Annotated in this window: 11 protein-coding genes and 1 tRNA gene; 4 read left to right on the forward strand and 8 right to left on the reverse strand. The window is 68.4% G+C overall.

Annotated elements, in window-relative coordinates; genetic code table 11:
* Positions 1-16 precede the first annotated feature (16 nt).
* The 3 genes from BN1959_RS02910 to BN1959_RS02920 all read left to right on the forward strand — a co-directional run bounded on the left by BN1959_RS02910 (position 17) and on the right by BN1959_RS02920 (position 2,380).
* A complete protein-coding gene (locus tag BN1959_RS02910; RefSeq protein ID WP_053947218.1) occupies positions 17-1,324 on the forward strand; it encodes a ribonuclease catalytic domain-containing protein in 1,308 nt (435 codons plus the stop codon).
* A 75-nt stretch (positions 1,325-1,399) separates the two neighbouring features.
* Positions 1,400-1,612 (forward strand): hypothetical protein, encoded by a 213-nt coding sequence (locus BN1959_RS02915; RefSeq protein WP_053947219.1) that lies wholly within the window; start codon positions 1,400-1,402, stop codon positions 1,610-1,612.
* 39 nt (positions 1,613-1,651) lie between these two features.
* Positions 1,652-2,380, forward strand: a complete 729-nt coding sequence (locus tag BN1959_RS02920; RefSeq protein WP_053947220.1) for a DUF7289 family protein — start codon at positions 1,652-1,654, stop codon at positions 2,378-2,380.
* Between the two features lie 221 nt (positions 2,381-2,601).
* On the opposite strand, the gene BN1959_RS02925 is transcribed toward BN1959_RS02920, so the two are convergent.
* From BN1959_RS02925 to BN1959_RS02950, 6 genes are all read right to left on the reverse strand, one after another.
* Positions 2,602-2,673 (reverse strand) — tRNA-Ala (locus tag BN1959_RS02925).
* 118 nt (positions 2,674-2,791) lie between these two features.
* On the reverse strand, positions 2,792-3,106 hold the full coding sequence (gene rpsJ / locus BN1959_RS02930; RefSeq protein ID WP_053947221.1) for a 30S ribosomal protein S10: 315 nt from the start codon (positions 3,104-3,106) through the stop codon (positions 2,792-2,794).
* The gene (tuf, locus tag BN1959_RS02935; RefSeq protein ID WP_053947222.1) at positions 3,107-4,372 is read right to left on the reverse strand and encodes a translation elongation factor EF-1 subunit alpha; all 1,266 of its coding nucleotides are present in this window, start codon (positions 4,370-4,372) and stop codon (positions 3,107-3,109) included.
* A gap of 127 nt (positions 4,373-4,499) precedes the next feature.
* Complete coding sequence (locus BN1959_RS02940; protein ID WP_053947223.1) at positions 4,500-5,456, reverse strand: homoserine dehydrogenase; 957 nt, start codon at positions 5,454-5,456, stop codon at positions 4,500-4,502.
* Positions 5,453-5,977, reverse strand: coding sequence for an amino acid-binding protein (locus tag BN1959_RS02945; RefSeq protein ID WP_053947224.1), 525 nt, complete (start codon positions 5,975-5,977; stop codon positions 5,453-5,455). The genes BN1959_RS02940 and BN1959_RS02945 overlap by 4 nt, the downstream gene beginning before the upstream one ends.
* Before the next feature lie 173 nt (positions 5,978-6,150).
* Positions 6,151-8,340 carry an elongation factor EF-2 gene (locus tag BN1959_RS02950; RefSeq protein WP_053947225.1) on the reverse strand — a complete coding sequence of 730 codons (2,190 nt, stop codon included), beginning with the start codon at positions 8,338-8,340 and terminating at the stop codon, positions 6,151-6,153.
* 296 nt (positions 8,341-8,636) lie between these two features.
* On the opposite strand from BN1959_RS02950, the gene BN1959_RS02955 reads away from it, so the two are divergent.
* A complete protein-coding gene (locus BN1959_RS02955; protein ID WP_053947226.1) occupies positions 8,637-9,380 on the forward strand; it encodes a DUF5781 family protein in 744 nt (247 codons plus the stop codon).
* Here BN1959_RS02955 and BN1959_RS02960 read toward each other — a convergent pair.
* Entirely contained in the window at positions 9,377-10,744 is a 1,368-nt protein-coding gene (locus BN1959_RS02960; RefSeq protein ID WP_053947227.1) for a PQQ-dependent sugar dehydrogenase, read from the reverse strand. The two genes, BN1959_RS02955 and BN1959_RS02960, sit on opposite strands and share 4 nt — an antisense overlap.
* A gap of 36 nt (positions 10,745-10,780) precedes the next feature.
* Positions 10,781-11,995 (reverse strand): MFS transporter, encoded by a 1,215-nt coding sequence (locus BN1959_RS02965; protein WP_053947228.1) that lies wholly within the window; start codon positions 11,993-11,995, stop codon positions 10,781-10,783.
* Between the last annotated feature and the right edge of the window lie 67 nt (positions 11,996-12,062).

The raw sequence follows: 12,062 nt of genomic DNA on the forward strand, positions 1-12,062 counted from the left end.
TCCGCCAACGGCACCCATGAGCGAAACTGACGACGCCCAGGCCGCGGCCGGCACCGCCGAGGGACAGGGCCCCGTGCTGATCTCCGAGGCCCTCGACGAGGCGCTGGCCGAGAAGCGCGACGAGCTGTTCGAGGAGTTCGACCTCCGGGACGAGTTCCCGCCCGCGGTGATGCGCGAGGCCGAGCGCCGGATCGAGAACGTCGAACAGGAGATCCAGGACGAGCTCGACGACCGGGCGGACCTCCGCGATCTGACCGCCTGGACCACCGACCCCGCGGACGCACAGGACTTCGACGACGCCCTCTCCGTCGAGGAGCACGACGACGAGTACGTGCTGTACGTCCACATCGCGGACGTGAGTCACTACGTCCACCCGGACTCGCTGATGTGGGAGGAGGCCGTCGAGCGCTGTAACACTGTCTACCTGCCGGGGTACACCACCCACATGCTCCCGCCCGCGCTGGCGGAGACGGTCTGCTCGCTCGTCCCCGAGGAGGACCGACTCGCCCACACCGTCGAGATGCATCTCGACAAGGAGGAGCTCTCCTTCGAGGAGATCGACATCTACAAGTCCGTCATCAACTCCGACGAGCGGCTCACCTACACCCAGTGTGAGCACCGACTCGAGGACGAGGATGCGCCGCTGCACGACGAGAACCAGTTGGCGTTCGAGCTCGCCGACCGCATGCACGAACAGCGGAAGGCCGACGGCTCGCTCGTGTTGAACCCCCGCCGGGATCAGGCCCACACGATGATCGAGGAGTCGATGCTGAAAGCGAACAAGGCCGTCACGCACACGCTGATGTGGGATCGCGGCGTCGAGGCGATGTATCGCGTCCACCCCCAGCCGACCCCGGACCAGTGGAACGAGGCGCTGAAGGAGATCCAGGAGCTCGACGGCGTCTCCATCCCCGGCGAGGCGTTCGGGGACGACCCGCGGAAGGCGGTCAACGCCGCGCTGGAGGAGTCCCCCGGCCGTTCGCTGGACAAGATCCAGCGCGCCGTGCTGAAGGTGATGCCCCGGGCGAAGTACATGAACGACCCCTTCGGCGGCCACCACGCGCTCAACTTCGACATCTACGGCCACTTCACTTCGCCCATCCGCCGGCTGTCGGACCTGATCAACCACTGGATCGTCCACACCAACGAGGTGCCCGAGGATCTCGTGGAGCTCTGTGACCGCGCCTCGGACAAGCAGAAGGACGGCGAAACCGCCGAACGGCTGTACAAGCAGTTCATGCAGGAGCAGGGGCTCGACCCCCACGCGGTGAACAACCGCGGGGTGGAGGTCGTCGACGCCGAGGCGGCCGACCACGACGTGTAGGCGGGGGTCGTGCCGCGTGGCCGCCTTCGGCGGATCCACCCGGACGCTTATAGTCGCGGCTGCCGACGACCGAGTATGAGCGACGACGACGGCCCGCAGGTGCCCATCCACTGTCCCGAGTGTGAGACCACCACTCGTGTCCCCTTCTCGGAGCTCGCCGACCGGATCGAGGCCCACAACGAGTCGGTCCACGACGGCGACGACGTCGCCCAGGTCGATCCCGGCGTCGCCGAGCAGTTCCAGGACATCGTGCTCGAGGAGTCGGGGCTGCTTGAGGACGACGCCTGACTGCCGAACGCTTATGCCGACGCTCACCCTGGTTCGAGCGTGATTCGTGACCGCCGCGGAGTGAGCGAGACCGTCGGCTTCGTGCTCGTGTTCTCGCTCGTGTTGCTCACCGTCGGCACCGTTCTCACCGTCGGCTACGGCGGTTTGCAGGACGTGCGCGACGCCGAACGCGTCAACAACGCCCAGCGGGCATTCGACGTCCTCGCGAACAACATCGAGGACATCACCGCCCGCGGCGCTCCGAGCCGCGGCACGGAGATTCGACTCGCGGAGGCCAGCCTCGGCCGGGGGGAACCGACGATACTGAACGTTTCAGCCGACTGGTCGTCGTCGAACTTCTCGACGGGCAACGACAGCCTCGACTCGATCGTCTACGAGGCCGAGGGGACACAGATCCGCTACGCCGCCGGCGCGGTGACGCGGGTCCAGTCCGGCGGCTCGGTGATGCTCGTCGAGCCCAACTTCGTGCTCTCCGACCAGCGGGTGATCCTCCCGGTCGTGGAGCTCGTCGTCGAACAGCGCAGTATCGCCGGGTCGCGCACCGTGTTGGTCCGCTCGGTCCGAACCAACCGGGAGGTAGAGCTGGATCGCGGCGTCGATCAGTTCCAACTCAACGTCACGACCCCGGCGACCGACGCGTGGGAGGGGTATCTCGAAGAGGAGGGGATGAACTGCACGCGCCCCAGTGACGACCGGCTCTCCTGCTCGATCGACGATCTCGACAGCGTTCAACTGGTCCGGTTCACGATCGAGGTCACGTTCGGTTGAGGGAGTGTCGGCGTCGATTATCGGCCCGTTTCTACTGGATTGCGACTTTTCGAGACCGAGAACACATCAAAGCGAGGTGCTCTGGAGTAATTTGGACTGCGCGGATCGTTACCGGGGGCGCAGAAACGCGGACTCGCTGGGAGTCTCGCGAGCGAAGCCGGAGGCTGAGCGAGTGAGACTAAAGCGAGTCAACGACTGAACGAACGGAGTGAGTAAAGAAGTGGACTCGCTGGGATTTGAACCCAGGGCCTCTTCCTTGCGAAGGAAGCGATCTACCACTGATCTACGAGCCCGCAGTCGAATCGAGGCGGGGGAGCGGTTTGAACGTTGCGCTTCCTCGTCACCGTCGATCCTGGCGCCGACCCAGCAGTCGCTCGCCGGCCGTGAGAAAACGTGAGAACGGAAAGCCGCTCAGTCCTCGAGGACGATCTCGATCGAGACGTCGTTCGGGACCTGAATCCGCATCAGCTGGCGGAGCGCGCGTTCGTCCGCGTCGATGTCGATCAGCCGCTTGTGGACCCGCATCTCCCAGTGCTCCCACGTGGCGGTCCCCTCGCCGTCGGGGGACTTCCGCGAGGGCACGTTGAGCTCGGTCGTCGGGAGCGGGATGGGGCCGGACAGCGAGACGCCCGTCTTCTCCGCGATCTCGCGGACGTCGTCACAGATGTCGTCCAGGTCTTCGGGGCTCGTCCCCGTCAGACGGACGCGGGCCTGTTGCTCGGGCATCTATCGCTCGTCGACGCTCAGGACCTTGCCGGCCGCGATGGTCTGACCCATGTCGCGGATGGCGAAGCTCCCCAGCTCCGGGATCTCGCTCGACGGCTCGATCGAGAGGGGCTTTTGCGGGCGGACGGTGACGACCGCGGCGTCGCCGGACTTGATGAAGTCCGGGTCCTCCTCGGCGACCTCGCCGGTCGACGGGTCGATCTTCTGGTCGATCGACTCGATCGTACACGCGACCTGTGCGGTGTGGGCGTGGAACACCGGCGTGTAGCCGGCGGTGATCACGCTCGGGTGCTGCATGACGACGACCTGCGCCTGGAACGTCTCCGCGACGCTGGGCGGGTCGTCGGCCGGGCCACACACGTCGCCACGGCGGATGTCGTCCTTGCCGATGCCGCGGACGTTGAACCCGACGTTGTCACCGGGCGCAGCGCTGGGCACCTCCTCGTGGTGCATCTCGATCGTCTTCACCTCGCCGCCCACGTCGCTGGGCTGGAAGGAGACGTTGTCGCCCGTGTTGAGCGTCCCCGTCTCGATCCGTCCGACCGGGACGGTCCCGATACCGGAGATGGTGTAGACGTCCTGGATCGGCAGGCGGAGCGGCGCGTCCGTCGGCGGCTCCGGCTCCGGCAGGTCGTTGAGGGCCTCGAGCAGCGTCGGGCCGTCGTACCAGGCGGTGTTCTCCGAGGCCTCGGAGACGTTGTCGCCCTCGAAGGCGGAGATCGGGATGAACGTCGTGTCGTCGGTCGCGAACTGGACCTGGTTCAGCAGGTCCTCGACTTCGCCGATGACCTCCTTGTAGGAGTCCTCGCTGTAGTCGACGAGGTCCATCTTGTTGATCCCGATGATGAGCTCGTTGATACCCAGCGTGCGGGCCAGGAACACGTGCTCTCGGGTCTGGGGCGCGACGCCGTCGTCGGCCGCGACGACGAGCACCGCGTTGTCGGCCTGCGAGGCGCCCGTGATCATGTTCTTCACGAAGTCACGGTGGCCCGGACAGTCGACGATGGTGAAGTTGTACTCGTCGGTGTCGAACTCCTGGTGGGCGATGTCGATGGTGACCCCTCGCTCTCGCTCTTCGGCGAGGTTGTCCATGACGTAGGCGAACTCGAAGCCACCCTTGCCCTTCTCTTCGGCCTCCTCTTTGTGCTGCTCGATGACGTGCTCGGGGACGCTCCCTGTCTCGTAGAGGAGCCGGCCCACGAGCGTACTCTTCCCGTGGTCGACGTGGCCGATAATGGCCAAGTTCTGGTGCGGAATGTCGCTCATAGTGGATTCACGCGCTGAAGGCGCTGTGGGGAAACGTTCGGCAGAACGCCGTAAAACCATTTCGATACGTTCCCCCCGCAATCCGGCCGTGTACGGCGGTTTGTGGTACTGTACCGTGGTTCTGGTCTCAGCGCGGGGGGAGCCGCCCCACGTCGGACAGCACCGCCGACGCCGTCTCGGGGCCGCCGGCGCCGTGTCCCGAGATGTTCAGCCGGCCGGCGTGGTCGGTCTCTATCTGGACGATGTTCTGGGTGCCGGTCACCGCCAGCGTCCCGTTCTCGGGCACCAACCGTGGCCCGACCCTGACGCCATCGGGCGTTGCCTCGGCGATCAGCCGAACCGTCCGCCCGTCCTCGCCGGCCAGCGAGAGCGCGCTCGCCGGCAGCGACTCGATCCCCTCGACTTCGGCGTCGTCGAGCGTGAGCGCGTCCCGGCCCCGGGCCTCCCGGAGCACGTTCGCGACGATCACGCCCTTGAGCGCGGCGTCCGTCCCGTCGACGTCGAACGTCGGGTCGGCCTCCGCGACGCCCAGATCCTGGGCCTCCGAGAGCACGTGGTCGTAGCTCAGCCCCTCGGCGGCCATCCGCGAGAGCACGAAGTTCGCGGTGCCGTTGAGCACGCCGCGGACGCGATCGACCCGGTTGGGGCCGACGTCTTCGACGGACCGGACCGCGGGGATCGCGCCGCCGACGGTCGCCTCGAACCGGAGCTGGCCCTCGCTCGCCCGGGCTGCGGCCCGGAGCTCGTCGTAGCGCTCGGCGACCGGCCCCTTGTTCGCCAGCACGACGTGTCGATCGCGGTCGAGCGCCGCGACGGCGTTGGAGAAGCCGGGATCGGCGTCGCCCAGCGTCGTCGGCGTCGCCTCGACCAGCGCGTCGTAGTCGGCCCCCAGCAACGACTCGTGTGGCTCCTCGCCGACCGTCCCCCTCTCGGACTTCCGGGCGAGTGCGTCGTCCACGTCCAACGGATCGCCCAGGGCGGCACCCGTCGAGTCCGCGAGACCGACGACCTCGTGGCCGTGCTCGCCGGCCAACTCCGCGACCGATCGGCCGACCGCACCGACGCCGACGATGGCCAGCCTCATCCGCTGGCCTCCAACGGCTCGACGACGGTCAGCCCCTTGCGGTCGGCGATCTTCCGCACCTGCTCCAGAGCATCCCCGCGCTCGCCCGAGCGGGCGCCCAGCCGCAGGTACGCGCTGGAGACCGCCTCCACGCCGTCGGGCGCCGACAGCGAGAGCTCCTCGACGGCGACCGTCGACGCGCTCTCGATCTCCCGCAGCGTCTCCGAGAGGTCCGTGTCGACCAGATGACCGCTCAGCAGCACCCGGAACGCCTCGCCGTAGTACTCCTCGTCGGCGGCGACGACGGTCACCCCACGGTCACGGAGCCCCTCGATCACCTCGTCGAACCGCTCGGCCGGGCAGTCCAGCGCCACCTCGACCGGGATGCGCCCGCCGGGTGTGCGACTCCCGCGCTCGTGGAACACCGAGAGGAGGTTCCCCCCGTGTTCGGCGATGGGTTCGAGCGCGGCCGCGAGCTCGCCCGGCTCGTCGTCGAGCTCGAGCCGGAGCGTGTGTGTCGTCACCCCGTCGGCGCGGCTCATCGTGGGACGACACCTCCGGCGATCGACTGTGGACGGAACACGAACGGACGGAGCGGCGGGGTGGACATAAGCCTTCTCGGGGTGTGGCAACCCCGCCACCCCCGAGCCGGCGCCGTCGCTGGGGAGTCGAAAAGAGCGAAGAGAACCGCAAGACGTCGACCCGGGTCGCCGACTTAGATGTAGTCGACCGACTCGGGGAGCTCGAGCTTCATCCCCTTGCGCTCGCGGATCTCCATGATCTGCTCGCGCTGGAGGTTGTCGGCCATCACGCGGAAGCCGGCGTTCTCGGTGTTCCAGGACGCGCGACCCTCGGTCGCGCTCCGGATGTCGCTGGAGAAGCCGATCATCTCCTCGACGGGCGCAACGCCCTCGACGACCATCAGGCCGCCCTCCTGGTACATGTCGTCGACGCGGCCACGGCGACCCTGAATCTCGCCGGAGGCGGCGCCCATGTGTTCGCTAGGCACGTCGATCCGGACGTTCTGGATCGGCTCCAGCAGCCGGATCTCCCCGTCGATCAGCGCGTGGTGGACTGCCTCGCGGACGGCGGGGATGACCTGTGCGGGACCGCGGTGGATGGTGTCCTCGTGGAGGCGGGCGTCGTGCAGTCGGAGCAGCGTCCCCTGCACGGGCTCGGCGGCCAGCGGGCCGTCGTCGAGGGCCTCGGAGAGCCCCTCGACCACCAGCTCCATCGTCTCGTTCAGGTGCTGGATCCCCTTCGTGTCGTCGATGAGGATGTTCGTCCCGTGGATGTGCTCCACGTTCTGGGACGTGTCCTTGTCCATGCCGGCGTCCTGCAGCGCCTCACGGCGCTCCAGTTCGGGCATGTCCATGGAGACCTCGCCGAGCTGGATCGCGTCGACGATGTCCTGCCCCATCGGGTGGATGGAGATGTAGAACTTGTTGTGCCGGTTGGGCGAGACGCCCTCGACCTCCCGGGACTCCTGCTGGGGCTGCTCGCGGAACACGACGATCGGTTCGCCGGTGTTGACCGGGATGCCCTGCTCTTTCTCGATGCGCTGGGTGATCACTTCGAGGTGGAGCTCGCCCTGTCCGCTGATCAGGTGCTCGCCGGTGTCCTCGTTGATCTCGATCTGGATCGTCGGGTCCTCCTTGGCGACCTGCTGGAGCGTCTCGATCAGCTTCGGCAGGTCGTCCATGGTCTGGGCCTCGACGGACTTCGTGATCACCGGCTCCGAGATGTGCTCGATCGACTCGAACGGCGTCATCTCCGCGGAGGAGACCGTCGAGCCGGCGATGGCGTCGCGCAGCCCCGTGACCGAGGCGATGTTCCCCGCGGGGACGCGATCCACTTCCTCGCGTTCACTCCCCATGAACAGCCCGACGGACTGGATCCGGTTCTTGCCGGCCGTCCCGGAGACGAACAGGTCCTGCCCCTTCTCCAGCGTGCCGGAGAACACCCGGCCTGTGGCGATCTCGCCGGCGTGGGGGTCCATCGAGATGTCGGTCACCATGAACACCACGTCGCCGTCCTCGTTCACCAGCCGCATGTCCTCGGCCAGCTCGGACTCGGAGTCGCCGCGCCAGATGCGCGGGACACGACGGGGCTGGGCGTCGACGGGGTTGGGGAAGTGCTCACAGACCATGTCGAGCACCACGTCCGACAGCGGCGAGCGCTCGTGGAGCTCGCCGCGCTTGTCGTTGCGCTCCATCTCGATGATGTCCTCGAAGGAGATGCCGGTACGCTGCATCGACGGCATCGAGACGCCCCACTTGTACAGCGCGGAGCCGAAGCCGACGGTGCCGTCCTCGACGGAGACGGTCCAGTCGTCGTCGATGTCGTCCATCTCCTCGATCATCCCGCGGATCAGCTCGTTCACGTCCGCGATGACACCGAGCAGGCGCTCCTGCATCTCTTCCTCGCCCTCCTGCAGCTCGGAGATCAGGCGGTCGACCTTGTTGATGAACAGGGTCGGCTTCACGCCCTCGCGGAGTGCCTGTCGCAGCACCGTCTCCGTCTGGGGCATGGCGCCCTCGACGGCGTCCACGACGACGAGCGCGCCGTCGACGGCACGCATCGCTCGGGTCACGTCGCCACCGAAGTCGACGTGGCCCGGCGTGTCGATGAGGTTGATGAGGTGGTTGGTGTCCTCGTACTCGTGGGTCATCGAGACGTTCGCCGCGTCGATGGTGATCCCACGCTCCTGTTCGTCCTCCTTCGTGTCCATCGCCAGCTGCTCGCCGGCGGTGCCCTCGGAGATCATCCCCGCACCCGCGAGGAGGTTGTCCGAAAGCGTCGTCTTCCCGTGGTCGACGTGGGCGGCGATGGCGATGTTCCGGATGTTCTCCGGGGTGTCCATCAGCCGCTCACATTCTTGGACAATTTTCTTGCGTCGGCCCATTGGGGTGGGCTACCCGTGGCGGGGTCAAAAGGGTAGTGTTTCACGGAGCGGGTGTGCCACCGACACACGCCTCTGTGGCCGCCACAGCGGGCGATTCTGTCACTCGACTGGTGCCCGGTGTCGTCCGTCTCGATCGGTCGACGACGGTTCCCACCGGGGGCTGCCCGACGCCGCCTCATACTGCCGACTCCGGCGGCTGCCCGACGCCGCCTCATACTGCCGACTCCGGCGGCTGCCCGACGCCGCCTCATACTGCCGAAACCGTCTTCCCCTTCTACCCCGTGGTACAGTCACACATGGATATACGACTCCCCGACAACGGCCCCGCGGAGCCGTTTCTCGGCGCAGCAGACCTCTTGGAGACCGAGAGTGAGATCGATCTTCCCGTCCACGTCCGCGTCCGCGACGACCCCGACGAGCGCACGTGGGCCGGCCACTACGAGGACCGACACGTGCTCAACATCTCCCGACAGGCCGCGACGAGTGCGATGGCCCGGGAGCTGGCGCTGCACGAACTCTCACACATGGCGCGCTACGAGCAGCACCACCCCTCACACCACCAGTCGACCCGGGAGGCGATCTTCCTCGCGCTGGCGGGCAAGAGCGTCGAACAGCGCAAGCTGGCCCACGTCCACCAGCTCGCCAACCACATGAAGGACATCTACGCCGACGATATCACGCTCTCGGTCGCGCCGGGCGGGAAGCTCGTCACATTCCTCGAGTCCCGGCTCGCCGCCGCCGTCGCCGACCGGCCGCCCGCAGCGCCGACGGGCTGGCAGCTCGCGACGCCGGGGTCGGACCCGCAGATCACGGCGGTCAACGCCGCCTTCGCGCTCGCGCTGGTCGAACGCCACGACCTCGTCGATTCCGACCACCGCATCTACGACCTCGCACACGCGGCCGCGGACGACGCGCCCGAGGTTGGCGTCGAGGAGTTTGCCGAGGCGTTCCGCTCGCTCGACGACGACCCCTCCGAGAGCGAGTACCGCAAGGCGCTGGTCGACGTGACCCGCGCGTACGTCGGCGAGGGCGCCGACTAGGCCTCGGTGATCCGCACCAGCACGTCGTCGATCTCGCGGGGGAACGGCTCGTCCGCCCGCCCGTCGCGGTTGGAGGTGATGGCGTACAGTGCGCCGTCAGGGCCTTCCTCGACGTGGCGGATCCGTCCGAGCTCGTTCACGAGCAGGTCGTGGCTGGTGACGGTGTACTCGTCGTCGAGCCAGTCGGCATCGTGGCGTTTGCCCGTCTCGCCGAGTTCGGGCAGCTCCTCGCCCGCGGGGGTCAGCGTGAACGACTTGAGTCGCTGATTGATGAGCGCGCCCACGAGCAGTCGGTTCTGTAGCGTCGGTGCCTCCTCGCTGCGGTAGAACGACGAGCCGGAGGGGGCCCACGTTGCCGACACGAGCGCCGAACTCGCGACCGGCCGGTGGTAGTCGGTCCCTTCGTACTCCTCGGGACGGCGTGCCTCCGGCCAGCCGTAGTTCCCGCCGGCCTCCAGTACGTTCACCTCGTCGGGACCGGGGCCGTGCTCGTCGGCGACCGGCGTCGCGTCGGGGAGCCAGCTCAGCCCCTGTACGTTCCGGTGGCCCATCGTGAAGATGCGGGGGTCGCCCGGGCTCTCGTTGCCGGGCGCGCCCTCGCCGTCGGGCGTCATCCGGAGCACCTTCCCCGCCAGCGTGTCGGGGTCGGCGGCGAGATCGCCGTCGCCGGCGTCGCCGGCAGTCACCCAGAGGTAGTTCGCGGGGCCGAACCGCAGGCGGCCGCCGTTGTGGATGTTCGTTCTGGTGCCGGCCCGGGCGGGCGACTCCGCGAGCACGGAGACCGGCTGGCCGGGGTTCTCGCTGTCCGGCTCGAAGGCGGCCAGCCGCACGACGGGCTCCTCGTCGGTCGTCGCGGTGTAGTAGACGTACACCAGCGGCACGTCGGGGTAGTTCGGATGGGCTTCGACGCCCATCGTGCCGCCCTCCCCGCCCTCGACGAACCAGCTGTCCTCGTCGCTACCGGGCTCGACGGAGCCGGCGGGAATGGCGTCGGCGGGTTCGAACGCCGGGCCGATCTCGCCGTCGGCGTAGCGCAGCACCTGCCCGGTCCGCTCGGTCAGGAACAGCTCGCCAGTCCCCGTGAACGAGAGGTCCCACGGGATCTCTAGCTGTTCGGCGAGCACCTCGGTCTCCAGTTCGGTCTCGGCGGCGCTCGTCGGCGCCGACCACTCCGGATCGTAGCCGTCCCACGCCGTCTCGTCGTGGTCGAGGCTGGGGTCGTACTCCCCGGACTCGGTCGGTCCGCTGGGGGAGGGATCGGTCCCGGGGTCGGTCTCGCTCGGGTCGTCCGGAGCGCTACAGCCGGCCAGTCCGACGGCCGAGAGGGCGAGCAGCGTTCGGCGGGAGAGCGTATCGGGGTCCACGTTCGATACTCGCGAGCGCCGCCCAAAGTCTTTCTGTCAGGTGGCATCCTCGCGACGCCCTCCGCCCTCCAGCAGTCGGAGCGGCCGCGTGACCGTCGACGCCGCGGCGACGAGGAGGAACACGCTGCCGAGCGCGGCGACCGCGCTGGTCTCCCCCAGCCCGTCCGCGAGCACCCCGGCGCCGACCGCCAGCGGGAGCTTGTACAGTCTGGTGAGCATCGACACCGCGGACACGGCCGTTGCCCGGCCGGCGTCGTCGACGGCCTCGCTCACGCGGGCGTTGACGACCGGGAGCAGCAGCGCCCGCGAGGCGCGCTGGGCGACGAACATCGGGAGCGCGGCGACCAGCGCCAGCCGGGGAAGCACGAGCAGCCCGCTCGTGAGCACGGGGACGGCGATCAGCAGCCGTCGCACCCCCAGCCGATCCTCGAGCCACCCCGCGCGCTGGCTCGAAACCGCCGTGACGCCGCTGAAGCCGGCGTACAGCAACCCGAGCGAGAGCCCGACCGGCAGCCCACCGGGGATCGCCGTCTCCAGCAGCGACTCGGCGATCGGCTGCACGTACGTCGTCGACGCGCTCAGCACGGCGAAAAAGAGGCCGACGTACAGCGCGAACGACCGCAGCGACGGGCGGGCGACCGCCCGGCGGAGCACACCGAACGTCTCGGCCGCGCTCGGGCCGCTGGTCTCGTCCCCGCGATATGCTCGGTTCTTGGGCAGCGAGGCCAGCGCCGCCAGCCCGAGGAGGTTCATCCCGACGCTCGCGAGGAACGGCCACGTCGGATCGACGCCGTAGAGTGCGCCACCCCCGATCGCGGTGACGACCGAACTCCACGCCGTCACGGCCTCACCGCGCCCGCGGATCCGGGTGAACTGGCCGGCGTCGAGGCGCTCGCTGAGCGTGTCGTATAGCCAGGCGTCGATGCTGCCCGAGGCGAACGTCAGCCCCAGCGCCCACGGGACGTACAGCGCCGCGTACCCCAGAGGCGACCGGACGAACACGAAGCCGAGCAGCGACGCCGCCTTCAGCCCGATACTCAGGCCGATGCTCGCCCGCCGGCCCAGCCGATCGCCGACGTACCCCGTCGGCACCTCGCCGAGCACGACGATCGCGGCCGACAGCGCGCTCAGCGTCCCGACGACAGTGAAGGAGAGATCCCGGAGCAGAAACAGCGTGAAGATCGGGGCGATGAACCCGACCGAGCGGGTCGCCTGCAGCAGGTAGAACTTCCGGACGACGCTGGAGGGCACGGCTCGGGGGGTCGACCCGGACCGTGCAAAAACGCATCGAGAGCCGCCGCTCGGGAGCTGCTAAAAA

Origin of the sequence: Halolamina sediminis, assembly GCF_001282785.1 — an archaeon.
GTDB classification, from domain to species: Archaea; Halobacteriota; Halobacteria; order Halobacteriales; family Haloferacaceae; genus Halolamina; species Halolamina sediminis.

What these genes read in the sequence shown, in the direction of transcription:
- BN1959_RS02910 (WP_053947218.1), top strand. Translation starts at nt 17, where the DNA reads ATGAGCGAAACTGACGACGCCCAGGCCGCGGCCGGCACCGCCGAGGGA.
- BN1959_RS02915 (WP_053947219.1), top strand. Translation starts at nt 1,400, where the DNA reads ATGAGCGACGACGACGGCCCGCAGGTGCCCATCCACTGTCCCGAGTGT.
- rpsJ (WP_053947221.1), bottom strand. Translation starts at nt 3,106, where the DNA reads ATGCCCGAGCAACAGGCCCGCGTCCGTCTGACGGGGACGAGCCCCGAA.
- tuf (WP_053947222.1), bottom strand. Translation starts at nt 4,372, where the DNA reads ATGAGCGACATTCCGCACCAGAACTTGGCCATTATCGGCCACGTCGAC.
- BN1959_RS02940 (WP_053947223.1), bottom strand. Translation starts at nt 5,456, where the DNA reads ATGAGGCTGGCCATCGTCGGCGTCGGTGCGGTCGGCCGATCGGTCGCG.
- BN1959_RS02945 (WP_053947224.1), bottom strand. Translation starts at nt 5,977, where the DNA reads ATGAGCCGCGCCGACGGGGTGACGACACACACGCTCCGGCTCGAGCTC.
- BN1959_RS02950 (WP_053947225.1), bottom strand. Translation starts at nt 8,340, where the DNA reads ATGGGCCGACGCAAGAAAATTGTCCAAGAATGTGAGCGGCTGATGGAC.
- BN1959_RS02955 (WP_053947226.1), top strand. Translation starts at nt 8,637, where the DNA reads ATGGATATACGACTCCCCGACAACGGCCCCGCGGAGCCGTTTCTCGGC.